Below are 16,019 nucleotides of genomic sequence, written 5' to 3' on the forward strand. Positions count from 1 at the left end.
AGATGCCTGTTCAAGACGTAACGCTTGTCCCTGTCGCGCCAGACGAGATCGCCGCTTTCAAGCGTGATCTGCAGGCCGCCTTCGCACTTGCGGTGATCGATGAACTTGGGGAACAGCCCGAGGGGCCGATTCCGGACGATGCGGACATCGACAAGTCGATCAACGGGCCAAATGCGCGCATCCTTCATGTCCTGGCCGATGGGGTGTCGATTGGTGGTGCGGTCGTGGTGATCGATGCCGAGAACAGGATGAACCGTCTCGACCTGTTCTTCGTGAAGGTCGGCCATCACGGGCAAGGTCTTGGCAGGCGCGCGTGGTTCGCCATTGAGGTCTTGTTTGCGGAAACTGAAGCATGGGAAACTGCCACCCCCTATTTCGAGAAGCGCAACATCCATTTCTACGTCAATGTCTGCGGCTTCCACATTGTCGAGTTCTGGAACGATCATCATCGTGATCCCAATATGTCTGCGTCTGCCGACATGCCGGGAGGGAACGACATGTTCCGTTTCATCAAGCGGATGAAACCTGCCCAGTGATTCTGTCCGGCGTTTTGCGCAATCCATGCGCGCGATGCGCACGAAACTTCCGGGCGGTGCGATCCGCGTTTGGACAGGAAGGGCTGCGGCAGATACCGGCAGTATCAGGCAAGACAGGGGAGAATGACGCGTGGACGAACTTGCTGAGTTGCGGCATCGCGTAGCCTTGCTGGAAGCCGAGGCAGCCGTGCGGCGCCTGCTCGCGCGCTATCTCTATCTGTGCGACGTGCCCTTGCCGGAACCGGGCCTGACCGATGACGAACGCGCCGAGGCAATCGGCAGCCTCTTTGCCGACGATGGCATCTGGCAGGGAGTGGGCGGTGCACACGGTGCGCAGTTCGGCGAACACCGCGGACCCGCCGGGGTTGCCGCCCACATGCGCCGCTTCTTTGCCGAAGCCAGGCCGCGGCAGGTCTTCAACACCCATTACCTGACATCGGAACAGATATACGATGTGGGCGAGGATCATGCCGAGGGCACCTGGGTTCAGTTTCAGCCCTGGGTGCATGACGATGGCTCAACCCTAATCCGGTCTAGCCGCCTGCGCGTAACGTTCCGTCGCACCGACGCTGGCTGGAAAATTGCGCGCTATCGCACCGAGAACCTTTTCATCGGCGACCTTCCGAGCGGCTGGACACAGACACTGATCGGCAATTCGGTGCTGATGTCCGTTGAATGACAGAAAGGGGAGCGACGGCTTCCGCCGCTCCCCTTCGTGGCGCGGATGTGCGCGATCAGCCCTGTGCGCGGGCTCGACGTGAGAAGCTCTGGTCCTCGTCGGCCCTGGCGCGCTGCAGCTGGAAATCGAACGCGATGTGCGCGGTGTCGCCCTGGCGGCTCGGCACCGGCAGCAGCCCTTCGCGCGTGCCGAAGGCAAAGTCGTCGGCGGCGAAGGGATCATCGCCGAAGTTGATCTGGGTGGTCAGCGTGCGATAGCCCGGCGCTTCGACAAAGAAGTGAACGTGGGCGGGGCGATTTCCATGACGGCCCAGCGCCTGCATCAGCACGTCGGTTGCGCCGCCCGGCGGCACCGAATAGCCGTGCGGCATCTTCGAACGGAAGGCGTAGCGACCATCGGCGCCCAGCTTGATGCGGCGGCGGTTGTTGAACGGGGTCTGTTCACCGGTCGGATCGAAGTGCGAATACCAGCCCTGGCTGTTGGCATGCCAGACGTGGAGAATGGCGTCCTTCACGGGTTCGCCATCGGGGCCGGTAACAATGCCCGTCATGTGCAGGGTATCGGTATCGTCGGGGTCTGAGGTCAGATCGACTTCAGAGGTGCCATCCACCAGCGGGGCACCGGCGACGTAGAGCGGGCCTTCGATGGTGCGCGGGGTGCCGCCGGAAAGGCCTGCTTCAGCGTCCTTGGCGTCCATGTAGAGATCGAGGAAATGTTCAAGGCCGATGCCGGGAAGGATCAGGCCGATCTCGCCCGCGCCATCGGCAAGGTACTTGGCCGCCTGCCAGAATTCGCTTTCGCTGATGTTGTGCTTGACGATTATGTTGGCGGTCGCCTGCAGCAGGTCACGCATGATCGCCTTGAGGCGGGGGTTACCGCCGTCGATATCAAGCCCGCTGGCGCGGTCTAGCAGTTTCTGGACGGCTTCGGTGCTGGCAAAGTTCGCAGGCATCTCGTTACTCCCGGGTGTCTTGTGGTTTCAGCGATCGTCGTCGCGAATGGAAGAGGGGTGCCGGCACAGCGGCGTGACCTTGATGGTCATGAACGGATAGAGCGGCAGGCCCATCAGGATCTCGTGCAGGCGCTCGTTGCTGGCGACATCGAAGATCGAGACGTTGGCGTAGAGCCCCGCCACGCGCCAGATGTGCCGCCATTCGCCGCTGGCTTGCAGGTTCTGGCTATAGGCCTTTTCCACCGCCTTGATCCGATCGGCCTCGGCCTTATCGAAATCGAGCGGGATGTTGACGGTCATCTCCACCTGGAACAGCATCGGTCAGGCTCCTTGCAGGGCGAATTGGCTGGTGGTGCGATCGCGGCGGAAACGCGCGACGCGATCTTCGTCGAGCGCGATGCCAAGGCCTGGGCCAGTGGGCACGGCCAGGGCAAAATCGCGATAGGCGAGCGGCTCTTCGAGGATTTCCTCGGTCAGCAGCAGCGGGCCGAACAGTTCCGTGCCCCATTCGAGCGCCGGGAACGTTGCAAAGGCGTGGGCCGAGGCAATGGTCCCGATCGCGCCTTCGAGCATCGTGCCGCCATAGAGCGCGATGCCCGCGGCATGGCCGATCTGGGCAACGGCGCGCGCGGCATCGAGGCCGCCGGATTGTTCGATCTTCACCGCAAAGACATCGGCTGCGGCGCTGCGGGCAAAATCCATCGCGCTGGCAGGACCCGTGAGGCTTTCATCGGCCATGACCGCAATCAGGCCCAGCGCAGTGAGGCGGGCCATGCCATCGCGGTTGTGGCGGATGATCGGCTGTTCCACCAGGTCGCAGCCGACATCGGCCAGCATGGCAAGGCCGCGCCGTGCGGTGGCCTCGTCCCACGCCATGTTCACATCGACCCGCACCGAGGCGCGCGAACCCATGGCCGCCTTGATCGCGCCAACGTGCGCCACGTCCTGTTCAAGCGGACGCTTGCCGATCTTCAGCTTGAACGCGTTGTGGCGGGCCATGCCCAGCATCTGTTCGGCTTCGGCAATGTCGCGCGCGGTATCGCCGCTTGCCAGTGTCCAGAGAACGGGCAGGGCAGCGACCCGCCGCCCGCCGACAAGTTCGCTTACCGGCAGGCCCAGCCGCTTGCCCTGCGCGTCGAGCAGCGCTGTCTCGATTGCGCACTTGGCGAAGTTGTTGCCGACGACATGGCGCGCCAGCAGCGCCATCGCCATCGCGGGGCGAGTGGCATCGAGTCCTTCGAGCAGCGGCGCGAAGTAGCTGTCGATCGCGACCTTGATCGTTTCGGGGCTTTCGGGCCCATAGGCTAGACCGCCGATGGTGGTGGCCTCCCCGATCCCGATGATACCGTCAGAGCAGGTTATGCGGACGAGGCAGATCGTCTGCGAATGCATGGTGGCCATTGCCAGCACGTGCGGGCGGATTGTCGGAAGATCGAGAATGATCGTCTCGATCCCGAGAATCGTGGGATTTTCGCGTAAGCTCATGCGTTCTTTGACTAGGCGTTGCGCGAGCTATCGGGAAAGACTAGTTCCGGGGGGGATCATACCCGGGAGGTATCGTGGAAGTCCGGCACTTGCGCTATTTTCTGGCCGTGGTGGAGCAGCGGGGCTTTACGCGCGCGGCCGAGCATCTCGGCGTATCGCAGCCTCCCCTCAGCCGCCAGATCCGTGATCTCGAGATCGAACTGGGCGTGGAGCTGTTTGAACGCGGCACCCGGCCCGTGCAGCTGACAGAGGCGGGACGCCTGCTGTTCGAACAGGCAGCCCCGGTCGTCGCCGCGCTCGACCAGATCAAGCCGATGATGAAGCGCTGGAAGCAGGCGCGCCGTCCGCGCTTTGCGGTGGGGGTGGTCGGCTCGATCCTGCATGGCGACATGCCTGCCATGATCCGCCGGTTCCGCGCGATGATGCCCGAGGTGGAGGTGGAACTGGTCGAGATGATCACGCTCGAACAGGTGGCCGCGCTCAAGACCGGACGGATCGATGCCGGGCTGGGCCGCGTGGCGATCGACGATCCGGCCATCGTGCGCGAAGTGCTGCTGGAAGAGCCGCTGATGGTGGCGATGCCTGCGGATTCCCCCTTGGCTGAGAATGGCGGCGCGGTGCCGATCGCGATGCTGGAAGGGGAGCGGCTGATCCTTTACCCCAGCCAGCCGCGGCCGACCTATGCCGATCAGGTGCTGGCTATGCTCACGCGCAATGCCGTCGTGCCTTCGTCCACGCGCGAGGTGCGCGAGGTGCAGACGGCGCTGGGCCTTGTCGCCATTGGCGAGGGTATGGCGATCGTGCCCGAAGCCTTGAGCCAGACGCGCCACGGCAGCATCGTCTATCGTCCGCTGGCGGGCATCGGCGCGATTTCGCCCGTCATCCTCAGCCAGCGTGCGACAGACAGCAGCGCGACAGCGCGCGCGTTTCGGAACGCAGGGCGGGAAACCTGGCCTAACCTAGGTGATCGATCACCGCCAGCGTGAACAGCGCGGGGCATTCGACATTCGAAAGATGGGCGGTCGGAAGCGTTACTAGGCGGGCGTCGGCGGCCGCATCCACTAGGAACTGCGCATCGGCAACGGATGTCGCCGGATCGGCATTGCCCGCGATGACCAGTGTGGGCACGGTGTTCAGCGATGCCGTGCGACGCTGGTCCATGTCACGGATGGCGGCGCAGCAGGCGGCATAACCCTGTGGATCGTTGGCGAGCAGCATCTGCCTGATCCAATCGGCCCTGTCCGGTTCGGCGGCAAGGAACGCGGGCGTGAACCAGCGTTGCAGCGAAGCTTCCGCAAGGGGCCCCATGCCATCGGCAAGCACGCCTTCCAGCCGCGATTGCCAGGCCGAAGGCGGGGCCATCCAGGCCGAGGTATTGGCCAGCACCAGCCGCAACAGCCGTTCGGGCGCGCGCGCCGCCAGCCATTGGCCAATCATGCCGCCCATCGAAAGACCGCAGAAATGCGCACGCTCCACGCCCAGCGCGTCCAGCACGGCGAGCGCATCGCGCCCGAGCCTGTCCATCGAGGCCGCGCCTGCCGGGCAGGCCGACTGGCCCTGACCGCGTCCGTCATAGCGGACAAGGCGATAACGCTGCGACAGCGCTTCGACCTGCGGGTCCCACATGGCCATCGTGGTGCCAAGCGAATTGGAAAGGAGCAGCACTGGCGCCCCTTCAGACCCGCGGACTTCCACGGCAAGGCGAACGCGGTCATCCGTCGTCACGATCATGGCATCGGCCATCACACACGCTCCACTATCATTGCGATGCCTTGGCCCACGCCAACGCACATCATGGCAAGGGCATAGCGGCCACCGGACACGTGCAATTCCTCGACCGCCGTCTGCACCAGCCGCGCGCCCGACATGCCAAGCGGATGGCCCAGCGCAATCGCGCCGCCATTGGGATTGACGCGCGGGTCGAAGGGATCGGTGTCCAGTTCGCGCAGGACGGGGATGGCCTGCGCGGCAAAGGCCTCGTTCAGTTCAATCACGTCCATCTGCGCCATGCTCAGGCCGGTGCGGGCCAGCAGGCGGCGGGCAGCGTCGACCGGGCCGATACCCATGACGCGCGGGGCAACGCCTGCCGAAGCCATGCCGACCACGCGGGCGCGGGGCGTCAGGCCATGCTTGGATGCAGCCACTTCGCTCGCCACGATCATCGCCGCTGCGCCATCGTTGAGGCCCGAGGCATTGCCTGCGGTCACGGTGCCATCCGCGCGGACCACCGGGCGCAGTGCGGAAAGCGCGTTCAGCGCCGAAAGGCGGGGGTGTTCGTCCTTTTCGAACAGCCGCGTCTCGCCCTTGCCGGCGGGGACAGTCACGCCTACGATCTCGCGCGCCAGCCTGCCGCTGGCCTGTGCGGCTGCGGTCTTCTGCTGGCTGGCAAGCGCAAAGCGGTCCTGCTCCTCGCGGCTGACCTGCCATTGCGCGGCGACGTTCTCCGCCGTCTGTGGCATGGTATCGACGCCGTAAGCGGCCTTCATCGCCGGATTGATGAAGCGCCAGCCCAGCGTCGTATCCTCGATCTTCTGGTCGCGCCCGAACGCGCTGCCGGCCTTGCCCAGAACATAGGGCGCGCGCGTCATGCTCTCGGCACCACCGGCAATGAGGAACTGCGCGTCGCCACTGCGGATCGCCTGCGCGGCACTGCCCACTGCATTCATGCCCGAACCGCACAGCCGGTTGATCGTGGCGCCCGGCACCGCTTCGGGCAGGCCCGCCAGCAGCGCCGCCATGCGCGCCAGATTGCGGTTGTCCTCACCCGCCTGATTGGCGCAACCGAGCAGAACGTCATCGAGCGCGGCCCAGTCGACACCCGGATTGCGCTCGATCAGGGCGCGCAAGGGCAGGGCGGCAAGATCGTCGGCCCGGACCGAGGACAGGCTGCCGTTCAGCCGCCCGATCGGCGTGCGCACGGCATCGCAGACAAAAGCCCCGGCCATCATGCCGCAACCTTCAGCGGCGCGCCGGTGCGGGCGACGATCTCGTCAGCGCTCACACCGGGGGCGCACTCCACCAGACGCAGGCCCTGTCCCTTGTCTACCGCGATCACGCCAAGATCGGTGACGATCAGGTCCACCACGCCGCGCCCGGTGAGGGGCAGGGTGCAGCGTTCGAGGATCTTGGGGTTGCCATCCTTGGCGCAGTGGTCCATGACCACGACGATGCGCCTGACCCCTGCGACAAGGTCCATCGCGCCGCCCATGCCCTTCACCATCTTGCCGGGGATCGTCCAGTTGGCCAGATCGCCGTTGGCCGCAACTTCCATCGCACCCAGCACGGCCATGTCGATATGGCCGCCACGAATCATGGCAAAGCTGTCGGCGCTGGAGAAGAAGCTGCTGTCGGGCAGGGCGGTGACGGTCTGCTTGCCGGCGTTGATCAGGTCGGGGTCAGCCTCGCCTTCATAAGGGAAGGGGCCGATGCCCAGCATTCCGTTCTCCGATTGCAGCGTGACATTGATGCCGGCGGGCACGTGGTTGGCCACCAGCGTGGGAATGCCGATGCCAAGGTTCACGTAATAGCCATCGCGCAGTTCCTGCGCAGCGCGGGCGGCCATCTCGTCGCGGGACCAACTCATTGGACATTCTCCGAGCGCGGACGCGTGGTCAGCTTTTCGATGCGCTTTTCGTTGATGGTGGAAAGCACGATACGGTCGACATAGATTCCCGGGGTATGGATGCAGTCGGGATCGAACGTGCCTGCGGGCACGATCTCTTCCACCTCGACCACAGTGACCTTGGCGGCCGTGGCCATGACCGGATTGAAGTTGCGCGCGGTGCGGCGGAACATGAGGTTGCCCGAAGGATCGGCGCGCCAGGCCTTGATGATGGCAAGATCAGCGCGCAGCCACGTTTCGCGCACGTATTCCTCGCCTTCGAACACCTCGGTCGGCTTGCCTTCGGCCACCACGGTGCCAACGCCAGTGCGGGTGTAGAACGCGGGAATGCCCGCGCCGCCTGCGCGGATACGCTCGGCCAGCGTGCCTTGCGGGTTCAGCTCAAGGTCCAGCTCGCCCGAAAGGTACTGTTCCTCGAACAGCTTGTTGTCACCCACATAGGATGCGATCATCCGGCGGATCTGGCGCGTTTTCAGCAGCATCCACAGGCCGAAGCCATCGGCGCCTGCGTTGTTCGAGATCACGGTCAGTCCGGTCACGCCGGAATCGCGGATTTCGGGGATCAGGCTTTCGGGATTGCCCGAAAGGCCGAAGCCTCCGGACATCACGGTCATCCCGTCAAACAGCAGGCCTTCGAGCGCTGCAGTGGGGCTGGAGTAGATCTTGGACGACATGGGCTCGGATCGATTCCTGTATGACGGATACTTTTACTGCCTAACCGGAATGATCGCCGCCAATAACGAGTCATTATCGCAAGTCCGATACCTGTTGGGTATCGAAGCAGGCTCAAGCCGGGCAGGCAGGCAGGGATGAACGCTTGCGCGGTTCGGTTGCTGCCGGGATCTGCTGCATCAGCGCATCGCGAACCGGCCGCGCCTTGCGCAACCAGTTGCGGCGCAGGCCTTGCACTTCTTCGGTGGTGAAGGGCGCAGGGCGGCAGGTCTGTGGGGAGCCCATCTGCGCCACCAGCCAGTTCAGCAGGCGGGCCGTGCCTTCGTCGTCAAGGCGTGACGTGGCAACCCCCGGCACCTGCACCAGATAGGCGCGGCCCCCCGGCACTTCGAGGAAACGCCCCAGCGATCCGCGCAAGTCCGGCACCTTGCCCGCCATGCCGCGCCCGTCGGGCAGGTGGCAGCCCTGGCAATGCAGCGCATAATCCACCTGAACCCGCGGCTTTGCGGCCATGTCCGCGGGCTGGATCGCCTGGCTCGCGCTTGCCGCGCCAGCCAGCAACAGCGCCGAAAGGGCAAGGCGGCGCATCGGCAACATCAGTCCGCCGGGCCGGTGACGACCGAAAGCGAACAGTGATAGGCCACGCCAACCTGCGTGCCGAGGCACCAGTCGAGGTCATTGGCGGTGGTCGGCTGATAGACCGGGGATGCGCCTTCATCGCGGCTGCAATTGCAGCGGCCGCAGGCGGCCTTGCCGCAGCAGTCGTTGTAGCTGATCACGTAGTTGCGGCCGTCTGCCGGATTGCGGCAGGTGCCAAGCCACGTGATCGGCGAAGGTTCTGTACCCGGCGGGCATGATGATGCCGATCCGCCGCAGCACGAGCAGAGGAACCCGTCGACTGCGCAATAGCGCCAGTAATCGCACGAATTGGGATCACCCTCTTCCTGCACCTGGATCGGCACGGCGGCCTTTTCAGCCCGCACGCGCGACACCGGGAGAAGCGTGGCCGCCCCCGTTGCCGTCACCAGCGCACCCAGCCTGCCGATGAAGCCCCGGCGCGAGGTGCTGCGCGCGGCAGAGCGGGCAAGATATTCGGCCGCACGGTCAAATCTGCGCATGTTCGATTTCCCTGTGAATGGTCTTCCTGATCGCGATCATGCGGCCACTTCCTGAAGGCCGCGAGCCGCCAGTTCCTGCAAGGAGCCAACGCCCATGCGATGGGCTTCGAACAGGCTTTCAAGATGTTCGCGATTGTTGATCAGCCCCTTGGCGACGATCTTGCCTTCGGCATCGATCAGCACCGCGTGGGGCAGCTTGGAAACCTGATAGGCAAGGCCAAGCGGGGTGGACAGCACCAGCGGATAGGCTTCCAGCCTTTCGCGCTTCACCATGGCCAGCTGGGCGGGCAGGTCCCCGTCGCTGGCAAGCACGACCTGCAGGGCTCCGCGCCGTTCCCGCTCGATCGACCGGATCAGCGGCAGCATCGATTTGCAGACCGGGCAATTGGGTGAAAGGAAGAACAGCAGCGTCAGTGGATGCGGGCTCTGCCCACCAAGGCGCACGGCACGCCCGTCAACAGCGGTCAGATCGAAATTCGGCGCGGCATCGCCCACCGATGGCCCACCGGGCATGACCAGCGCACCCACCGGCCCCAGGCGTTCGTGCAGCATCCCGACCTGGCGCAGCAGGGCAACGACGACGAGGCACAGGCCTATGACCAGCACCCACAGCGCGATCAGCGCGGCAATCACGGCGTTGCTCATGCCGCAGACTCCTTGGTTGGAAGGTTCAAAGCAATTTCGCCCCCGGCATGGATCAGGGCCAGCACGGCAAGGCCGCCAACGAGGGTCAGCGCATCGAGCCAGACCAGCCCGCGCGATGCAGGCGGCGGCAGGGCGGGCATGGCAAGCGCTGCCAGCGCCACATTGCGCACGATCATCCCGCGCCGAAGCCCGGGTCCCCGCGCACCGAAGCCGAAGCAGCCGCAATCGATGGCGGTGTTTCCACGCGCGATGTTGATGGCGATGGCCCCGGCATAAAGCAGGAGGATCGCGGCACAGGCGATCATGCCTGTGCGCCCCGGCGATTGCGCCAGTAGCGTGATCAGGGCACAAAGCCCCGCGCCCAGTTCGGCAAAGGCGATGACAGGTGCCAGCGCCGGGGTCATCCCGCGCGGGACAAGGTCATACCCTGCGATGGACCCGGCAAAGTGCCGCAGATCGCGCAGCTTGTGCACCGCAGAGGCGACGAAAAGTGCGCCAAGGCCGATCGCGCCCAGCCAGAGGATCACCGGATCGTTCACTTGGCAGGTCCTGCGGCAGGGACCACCGGCGGGGCCTGCAGCACGGAAATGTCATTGCCCAGCCCTTCGATCTTGCGCAGGACCGAAGCATCGGCAGGCTTGCGCACCACGACCGTGCCCGAACCGAACAGCGCGGTGTAAAGCAGCGGGTCTGCGTCCTTGCTGATCTCGATCGCGGTGGATGGTGTTTCGATGGGCAGGCGCGCCACGCGCTGCTTGCTGGCCACGCTGAACACCCAGATTTCGGTGCCGGGATGCTTGTGCGTGCCGGGGCCGCCTTGGTGCATCAGCACATAGAGCAGGCCGCTGGGCGCGTGGAAGGTGTAGGGCTGAAGGCCGCCGGGGCGCCACGCATCCTCGCCAGGGCCGGTCAGCTTCCAGCGCGCGCCCGGCGTCGGTGTGCCGCTGGCATTGTCCACTTCGGCCACCGCCCCGGCGAAAGTGATGAACAGCCAGCGCGAGGCTGAAATGCGCACCGGCTTGTCGCTTGCCGGGTCCTCGCGTTCGAACAGGGGCTGAGTGGTTGCGCCCAGCGTGATCTTGCCGCTTTCGTCCAGCGCCCCCGATTGCAGGCTGCCATCGGCACATTGCATCATGAAGCTGCGTGGCCCGGTCATGTGGGCAAGCGCACATCCGGGCGTTTCGAATTCACCGACGACCGACTTTGCCTCCGCATCGACCACGGTCATGCTCTGCTCGGGCGTGAAGTTGTAGATCAGCACGAAGCGCCCATCGTCGGTCAGGGGAATCGACGACAGCAGCGGCAGTGACTGGATGCGCTTGGGCGGGATCACCACCTCTTCGCCGGGCATCAGGTCCTTGAGCGCGAACCAGGTAATTACGTCGGTCCGTTCACCCCGGCTGCCCCGCGCGAAGAACGTTCCGGGCATCAGCAGGTGCGAACCATCGGGCGTGAATTGCACGCCCACATGCGAATGCCCGCCGGGCACCATGCCGAGGTATTCACCCTTGTCCCCATCGACGATGTAGGCGCGGCCATCCAGCAGGTGAGTGAAGACCACGTCGTTCACCACCAGCCAGTGCGGGGGAATGCGGTCCTTCAGCTCAACCGTGGTCACGTCTTCCACAGCGAGCACGGGGACCTTTGGCGCGGGAGGAGCCTTCCTGGGGGCAGCGCAGGCCGTGGTCGTGGCGAGTGCCATGACCCCGAAACCGCCAGCCAGCATCTTGGCCAGCATTTTGAATCGCCGTGAACGCATTGTCGGTCTTGCTCCCCTGCGACCCGTGCATCGTCGGCACAGTCGCGCAATCGTCTGGCGCAGGCAATGCCCGCGCCGTGGTATTTGCTTCACCATCGAATTTGAAGGAATCGTCGGCCAATTCAATCCAATTGGCTTGCCGAAACCGGATATCGATTGCGTGGCGGAACTAGCGCAAAATGCGATTGCCGGATTTCTGCCGATTCCCGCAGCTTGCCCTTTGGTACACGCTGATCCGGCCTGGCGGCGAAGTCGCGATTCCGGCGTGAAATGTACACCGCCTTGCGCGTTACGGATAGCGGCAAAGCTTGCGATGCTGTCCCACAAGGGCAGGACTTGCCTCACACGCCGGGAACAGCGGACACCACCATGAATCAGCAGCCCCACAAGCAACATGACCGCTTTGGCGCGTTGAGCGAGGCGTGCGACCTTGGCGATGGTCCTTCCCGCGTCGTCGTGAAAGATTGCATCGATGTTGCAGGCATGCAGACGGTGCAGGGCAGTGCCGTGCTGCGCGATGCTGCACCCGCCCCGCGCAACGCTGCAACGGTGGCAGGTATATTGAGCGATCCGCGCTGGCGCATCATCGGCAAGGCGCGGATGCATGAATTCGCGTTCGGAGTCACCGGCATCAATCCGGCCTGCGGCACCCCGGTCAATCCCGGCTGGCCAACCCGCATTCCCGGCGGATCATCGAGCGGCAGTGCCGTGGCCGTTGCGGGAGGGCTGGCAGACGTTGCCATAGGCACAGACACCGGGGGATCGGTGCGGATGCCTGCTGCGTGTTGCGGCGTGATCGGGTTCAAGCCCACTTACGGGCTGGTGGACCGGACGGGGGCATCGCCCGCGGTATCCTCGCTTGATTGCATCGGCGTGTTCGCACGCGATGTGGCGATGGTCGAGGCGATGATGCAGGCGATTGCGCCGGGCTTCGTGCCGCAGGCCGAGCCTTCGATCCAGCTGGGCATCTTGCAGGTTCAGGCTGAAGAGGCCGTGGCGGCGCCGGTACGCAAAGCGCTCGATACGCTTGGCGGCGGGGTGCAGATCACGCTGCCGTCGCTGCAGGACGCCTTCGTTGCCGGCATGACGATCATCGGCCGCGAGAGCTGGAATGCCCTGAAGGCTCATGTCGATCACCCCGCTATGGGCGAGGATGTTCGGCTGCGGGTACGCGCCGGCGGTGCGGTGACCGACGCGCAGCTTGCCGAGGCGGAGGCCGTGCGGCTGCGCTTCGCCGCCGAGGTCGATGCGGCACTGGATCGGTGCGATGTGCTGGCGCTGCCGACCTTGCCGGTCGTGCCGCCGCTGCTGGCCGATGCGGGTGACGCCCCGGCGCTGGTGCCGCTGACCCGGCTGGTCCGTCCCTTTAACCTTTCCGGCCATCCGGCGATCAGCCTGCCCTTGCGCGCAGGCCACGGGTTGCCGGTTTCGCTCCAGCTTGTCGGGCGGCGCGGGGAAGACGCACAGCTCTGCGCCGCAGCGCGCAACGTGGTTCAACGCCTTGAGGCTGCGGGACTGTTCGCAGTGGCCTCCGGGCTCGATCGGGAGAATTGAGATGCACAGCGAGGATGCCGTAGCAGAGCGGCCCTGGGGCGCGCTGTTCGAGGGTGATCGTGCCGATGGCGCGATCTATCGTGACCCCGCCCTGTTCGATGCGGAAATGGACCGCATCTTCAAGCAGACCTGGGTCTGGGTAGCGCACGAAAGCGAACTGCCCGGCCCGAACACGTTCAAGACCGGCAATGTCGGCACCAGCCCGGTCCTGATCACGCGCGACAAGAAGGGCGAGGTCCACGTCCTGCTGAACCGCTGCCGCCACCGCGCGGCCAGCGTGTGCGAGAAGAAGAAGGGCAAGCAGTCCGTATTCGTCTGCCCCTATCACGGCTGGTCCTATGATCCCGATGGTTCGCTGCGCAAGGTGCCCCACCGCTGGGGCTATGACGAGAACTTCGATCCGGCCGACTATCCACTGTTCTCGCTGCGGGTGGAACAGTACGCGGGCATGATCTTTGCCACGTTCAATGCCGATGCCCCGCCACTGGAAGAGCATCTGGGGGCGGCACGCAAGTGGATGGACCTGTTCATGAAACAGGGCGGCGGGTTCGGCGTGAAGGTGCTCGGCCAGCACAGTTTCCGCTTTCCCGGCAACTGGAAGATCCAGCTAGAAAACACCACCGACGCCTATCACTTCCCCATCGTTCACAAGACCTTCCTCGATAGTCTGGACGAGGAAACCGAGAACGTTTTCGACGTTCTGGGGCAGGGTGGCTGGGTCGAGGATCTTGGCAATGGCCATTCGGTGATGGTGATGATCCCGTCGCTGATCGATCTCGAAGCCGATCTCGAAGCGCCGATCCCCGATCGCTTTGCCGATCTGGCGGCAGAACTTGCCGCCGAAGGTCATGATGACATGACCGTGCGTCGCCTCGTCCGTGCCGTGGGCGGGACAGGGTTCAACCTGAACCTGTTCCCCAATGTCGCCTGTTCGATGGCGTTCTTCCGCGTGCTGCGCCCCATCGACGTGGAAACGACCGAGATCACGCACGTTGCCATCGGCATGAGCGGCGGTGAAAACGTCGGCCCTGCCAACCGCGCCCGTATCCGCCTGCACGAACACTTCCAGGGCCCGATGGGCTTCGGCACGCCCGACGATGCCGAAGGGTGGGAGCGCGTCCAGCGCGGCGTCCGCGCGGGCGAGGGGATGCCGATCCTCGTCAACCGGGGCGTGCCCGCGCCCGAAGGAACCGCTGAGCCTGGCCACGATGCCGGCGATGTCAGCAGCGAGGTCGGCATGCGCGCGGCCTATCGCATGTGGAAGAGGATGATGGAGGAATGAGCGCTGTGACTCTTGAACGCCCCGCCGTGACGCTCGCCGATCTCACCGCCTTCGTCTGGGCCGAGGCCGACCTGCTCGATCGCCTTGCCTACAAGGACTGGCTGAAGCTGTGGTCCGCCGACGGGCTTTACATCGTGCCCGTGGAACGCGGCGTGACCGACCATGCCAACGCGGTCAACGTTCTGTATGACGATGCGGAAATGCGCGAAATGCGCGTCAAGCGCCTGCTCAGCGGGTTCTCGATGAGCAGCGCCCCGCCCGCGCGCACGGTGCGCACGGTATCGCGCTTTGTCGAAACAGCGCGGAGCGAGACCAGCGTCGATCTGCGCGCGGCGCAGGTGATCGTCGAATACAAGTACGAGCGCCATCGCGTGCTTGCCGCCGATGTCGATTATCGCATCGCGATTTCCGCCGATGGCCTGAAGCTCGCCCGCAAGGTCGTCACGCTAATCAACTGTGACGATCCGCTGCACGGCATCGGCTACCTGCTGTAACAGCAAAGGGCCGGGCTTACCGCCCGGCCCACTCGCCCAATCCCGAGAAGCGCGCTCAGACGCGGCGGCGCAGGGTTTCCGATGGCAGGCAGCCGTATTGCTGGCGGTAATACTGGGCATAGCGGCCGAAGTTCACGATGCCGCATTCCAGCATCAGTTCGGTCACGCTAGTCTCACCGCAGGCGTTCATCAGCGCCGAATGGAGCCGTTCAAGCCGGTGACGGCGGACATATTCGAGCGGCGTCAGCCCAAGGAAATCGCGGAAGCCGTTCTGCAGGGACCGCACCGAAACGCCCACTTGCGCGGCCAGCGCATTGATCGAGATGTTGTCGTCGAGCGACTGGTGGATGATCTCGCGCGCGCGGCGGACGTGGCGCGGCGAAATGTCGTTGCCGTGCAGCGCGATCTGCTCGGAATAACTGTTGCAGTAATTGCCCAGCAGCACTTCGGCCAGCACCATCTCGTACTGCCGCTTCAGGCGGCGGCTGGCCATGATGCTGGGGCCAAGCCGCATCTGTTCGCTCAAGTGCTGCACCATGCCGCGCCACACAAGCGGCAGTTCGCGCGTGCCGGATTGGCCGGTGTAGAATTCGAGCGGGCGATTGACCGGGATGTGCAGTTCGCGCGCAAGATATTCGGTGCAGGTCGCCACCGGCAGGCGCACGGCCAGATGCCGGCACTGCGGCGTCATCTGCACGCGCAGCGGCGTTCCAGGTGAGGATACCAGCATTTCGTCGCGCCGCAGCACGACCTTGCCGTGATTCGCCCACATCGTCGTCTCGCCATCGAGGGCGAGGTGAACCAGCACGTGGCTGTCGCCCAACTCGGCAGAGACAGAGACGTCCGCACCATATTGCAGGTCGACGATCTGGATGGAGCCGATCTCGGCGCTGTAGACTTTGGCGTCAAGCCGCACGCTCGGGCTGCAATCGAAGCTGTGGCGAGAAAGCTGCCGGGTGAGGGCGTTGTGCACCACTTCGGCGTCGTTCGAACAAAGGCTCGATACGCCGGGCACATTGGCTTGGGCAAGGGATGCAAGCACGGCCACGCTCCAAAATGTTTGTCCCGCGTAGCCATGCTCTCTCCCAGGCCCGCAGGTTTCAGATTTGCAATCCGACGACACACTTGTTGCGGCGGGGAGTCAAGCGCCTTGCCGGAATGTCGCCATGTAAGAATGCAGCCCCATTCCGTTTCGGCACACCCCTTGCGCAATACGGATAG

At 64.8% G+C, this 16,019-nt stretch carries 19 protein-coding genes; 6 read left to right on the forward strand and 13 right to left on the reverse strand.

Annotated features, from left to right (window positions below; all coding sequences use genetic code 11):
• Positions 1-2 precede the first annotated feature (2 nt).
• Positions 3-536 (forward strand): GNAT family N-acetyltransferase, encoded by a 534-nt coding sequence (locus tag HGI47_RS05975; protein ID WP_168851920.1) that lies wholly within the window; start codon positions 3-5, stop codon positions 534-536.
• 130 nt (positions 537-666) lie between these two features.
• Positions 667-1,215, forward strand: a complete 549-nt coding sequence (locus tag HGI47_RS05980; protein WP_168851921.1) for a nuclear transport factor 2 family protein — start codon at positions 667-669, stop codon at positions 1,213-1,215.
• Positions 1,216-1,270: 55 nt separating this feature from the next.
• On the opposite strand, the gene HGI47_RS05985 is transcribed toward HGI47_RS05980, so the two are convergent.
• From HGI47_RS05985 to HGI47_RS05995, 3 genes are read right to left on the reverse strand one after another with little or no spacing between them, the layout of a single operon-like run.
• Positions 1,271-2,167, reverse strand: a complete 897-nt coding sequence (locus HGI47_RS05985) for a dioxygenase (protein WP_168851922.1) — start codon at positions 2,165-2,167, stop codon at positions 1,271-1,273.
• A 27-nt stretch (positions 2,168-2,194) separates the two neighbouring features.
• Positions 2,195-2,485 (reverse strand): muconolactone Delta-isomerase, encoded by a 291-nt coding sequence (catC, locus tag HGI47_RS05990; RefSeq protein ID WP_144903651.1) that lies wholly within the window; start codon positions 2,483-2,485, stop codon positions 2,195-2,197.
• 3 nt (positions 2,486-2,488) lie between these two features.
• Positions 2,489-3,652 (reverse strand): muconate cycloisomerase family protein, encoded by a 1,164-nt coding sequence (locus tag HGI47_RS05995; protein WP_168851923.1) that lies wholly within the window; start codon positions 3,650-3,652, stop codon positions 2,489-2,491.
• Positions 3,653-3,726: 74 nt separating this feature from the next.
• Here HGI47_RS05995 and HGI47_RS06000 point away from each other — a divergent pair, with 74 nt between their 5' ends.
• The gene (locus tag HGI47_RS06000; RefSeq protein ID WP_168851924.1) at positions 3,727-4,638 is read left to right on the forward strand and encodes a LysR family transcriptional regulator; all 912 of its coding nucleotides are present in this window, start codon (positions 3,727-3,729) and stop codon (positions 4,636-4,638) included.
• On the opposite strand, the gene pcaD is transcribed toward HGI47_RS06000, so the two are convergent.
• The 9 genes from pcaD to HGI47_RS06045 all read right to left on the reverse strand — a co-directional run bounded on the left by pcaD (position 4,607) and on the right by HGI47_RS06045 (position 11,447).
• Positions 4,607-5,395 carry a 3-oxoadipate enol-lactonase gene (pcaD, locus tag HGI47_RS06005; RefSeq protein WP_168851925.1) on the reverse strand — a complete coding sequence of 263 codons (789 nt, stop codon included), beginning with the start codon at positions 5,393-5,395 and terminating at the stop codon, positions 4,607-4,609. The genes HGI47_RS06000 and pcaD overlap by 32 nt on opposite strands.
• Positions 5,395-6,597 carry a 3-oxoadipyl-CoA thiolase gene (gene pcaF, locus HGI47_RS06010; protein ID WP_168851926.1) on the reverse strand — a complete coding sequence of 401 codons (1,203 nt, stop codon included), beginning with the start codon at positions 6,595-6,597 and terminating at the stop codon, positions 5,395-5,397. The genes pcaD and pcaF overlap by 1 nt, the downstream gene beginning before the upstream one ends.
• On the reverse strand, positions 6,597-7,235 hold the full coding sequence (locus HGI47_RS06015; protein ID WP_168851927.1) for a 3-oxoacid CoA-transferase subunit B: 639 nt from the start codon (positions 7,233-7,235) through the stop codon (positions 6,597-6,599). The genes pcaF and HGI47_RS06015 overlap by 1 nt, the downstream gene beginning before the upstream one ends.
• A complete protein-coding gene (locus tag HGI47_RS06020) occupies positions 7,232-7,948 on the reverse strand; it encodes a CoA transferase subunit A (protein ID WP_168851928.1) in 717 nt (238 codons plus the stop codon). The genes HGI47_RS06015 and HGI47_RS06020 overlap by 4 nt, the downstream gene beginning before the upstream one ends.
• Positions 7,949-8,060: 112 nt before the next feature.
• The gene (locus HGI47_RS06025; RefSeq protein ID WP_240950020.1) at positions 8,061-8,534 is read right to left on the reverse strand and encodes a cytochrome c; all 474 of its coding nucleotides are present in this window, start codon (positions 8,532-8,534) and stop codon (positions 8,061-8,063) included.
• An 8-nt stretch (positions 8,535-8,542) separates the two neighbouring features.
• Positions 8,543-9,064, reverse strand: a complete 522-nt coding sequence (locus tag HGI47_RS06030) for a methylamine dehydrogenase light chain (RefSeq protein ID WP_144903628.1) — start codon at positions 9,062-9,064, stop codon at positions 8,543-8,545.
• 36 nt (positions 9,065-9,100) lie between these two features.
• The gene (mauD, locus tag HGI47_RS06035) at positions 9,101-9,709 is read right to left on the reverse strand and encodes a methylamine dehydrogenase accessory protein MauD (RefSeq protein WP_144903626.1); all 609 of its coding nucleotides are present in this window, start codon (positions 9,707-9,709) and stop codon (positions 9,101-9,103) included.
• Positions 9,706-10,248 (reverse strand): MauE/DoxX family redox-associated membrane protein, encoded by a 543-nt coding sequence (locus HGI47_RS06040; RefSeq protein ID WP_168851929.1) that lies wholly within the window; start codon positions 10,246-10,248, stop codon positions 9,706-9,708. The genes mauD and HGI47_RS06040 overlap by 4 nt, the downstream gene beginning before the upstream one ends.
• Positions 10,245-11,447, reverse strand: coding sequence for an amine dehydrogenase large subunit (locus tag HGI47_RS06045; protein ID WP_168851930.1), 1,203 nt, complete (start codon positions 11,445-11,447; stop codon positions 10,245-10,247). The genes HGI47_RS06040 and HGI47_RS06045 overlap by 4 nt, the downstream gene beginning before the upstream one ends.
• 390 nt (positions 11,448-11,837) lie before the next feature.
• On the opposite strand from HGI47_RS06045, the gene HGI47_RS06050 reads away from it, so the two are divergent.
• From HGI47_RS06050 to HGI47_RS06060, 3 genes are read left to right on the forward strand one after another with little or no spacing between them, the layout of a single operon-like run.
• Positions 11,838-13,022, forward strand: a complete 1,185-nt coding sequence (locus HGI47_RS06050) for an amidase (protein ID WP_168851931.1) — start codon at positions 11,838-11,840, stop codon at positions 13,020-13,022.
• A gap of 1 nt (position 13,023) precedes the next feature.
• Positions 13,024-14,304, forward strand: a complete 1,281-nt coding sequence (locus tag HGI47_RS06055) for an aromatic ring-hydroxylating dioxygenase subunit alpha (RefSeq protein WP_168851932.1) — start codon at positions 13,024-13,026, stop codon at positions 14,302-14,304.
• Complete coding sequence (locus HGI47_RS06060) at positions 14,301-14,798, forward strand: aromatic-ring-hydroxylating dioxygenase subunit beta (protein ID WP_168851933.1); 498 nt, start codon at positions 14,301-14,303, stop codon at positions 14,796-14,798. Before HGI47_RS06055 ends, HGI47_RS06060 begins: the two co-directional genes overlap by 4 nt.
• A 55-nt stretch (positions 14,799-14,853) precedes the next feature.
• Here HGI47_RS06060 and HGI47_RS23040 read toward each other — a convergent pair whose 3' ends face one another.
• Positions 14,854-15,840 carry an AraC family transcriptional regulator gene (locus tag HGI47_RS23040; protein WP_168851934.1) on the reverse strand — a complete coding sequence of 329 codons (987 nt, stop codon included), beginning with the start codon at positions 15,838-15,840 and terminating at the stop codon, positions 14,854-14,856.
• Between the last annotated feature and the right edge of the window lie 179 nt (positions 15,841-16,019).

The sequence above is a fragment of the Novosphingobium sp. ERN07 genome (assembly GCF_012641335.1).
GTDB lineage: Bacteria > Pseudomonadota > Alphaproteobacteria > Sphingomonadales > Sphingomonadaceae > Novosphingobium.

Coding starts and splice junctions, on each gene's coding strand:
- HGI47_RS05975 (WP_168851920.1), top strand. CDS start 3: ATGCCTGTTCAAGACGTAACGCTTGTCCCTGTCGCGCCAGACGAGATC.
- HGI47_RS05985 (WP_168851922.1), bottom strand. CDS start 2,167: ATGCCTGCGAACTTTGCCAGCACCGAAGCCGTCCAGAAACTGCTAGAC.
- catC (WP_144903651.1), bottom strand. CDS start 2,485: ATGCTGTTCCAGGTGGAGATGACCGTCAACATCCCGCTCGATTTCGAT.
- HGI47_RS05995 (WP_168851923.1), bottom strand. CDS start 3,652: ATGAGCTTACGCGAAAATCCCACGATTCTCGGGATCGAGACGATCATT.
- pcaD (WP_168851925.1), bottom strand. CDS start 5,395: ATGGCCGATGCCATGATCGTGACGACGGATGACCGCGTTCGCCTTGCC.
- pcaF (WP_168851926.1), bottom strand. CDS start 6,597: ATGGCCGGGGCTTTTGTCTGCGATGCCGTGCGCACGCCGATCGGGCGG.
- HGI47_RS06015 (WP_168851927.1), bottom strand. CDS start 7,235: ATGAGTTGGTCCCGCGACGAGATGGCCGCCCGCGCTGCGCAGGAACTG.
- HGI47_RS06020 (WP_168851928.1), bottom strand. CDS start 7,948: ATGTCGTCCAAGATCTACTCCAGCCCCACTGCAGCGCTCGAAGGCCTG.
- HGI47_RS06025 (WP_240950020.1), bottom strand. CDS start 8,534: ATGCGCCGCCTTGCCCTTTCGGCGCTGTTGCTGGCTGGCGCGGCAAGC.
- HGI47_RS06030 (WP_144903628.1), bottom strand. CDS start 9,064: ATGCGCAGATTTGACCGTGCGGCCGAATATCTTGCCCGCTCTGCCGCG.
- mauD (WP_144903626.1), bottom strand. CDS start 9,709: ATGAGCAACGCCGTGATTGCCGCGCTGATCGCGCTGTGGGTGCTGGTC.
- HGI47_RS06045 (WP_168851930.1), bottom strand. CDS start 11,447: ATGCTGGCCAAGATGCTGGCTGGCGGTTTCGGGGTCATGGCACTCGCC.
- HGI47_RS06050 (WP_168851931.1), top strand. CDS start 11,838: ATGAATCAGCAGCCCCACAAGCAACATGACCGCTTTGGCGCGTTGAGC.
- HGI47_RS06055 (WP_168851932.1), top strand. CDS start 13,024: ATGCACAGCGAGGATGCCGTAGCAGAGCGGCCCTGGGGCGCGCTGTTC.
- HGI47_RS06060 (WP_168851933.1), top strand. CDS start 14,301: ATGAGCGCTGTGACTCTTGAACGCCCCGCCGTGACGCTCGCCGATCTC.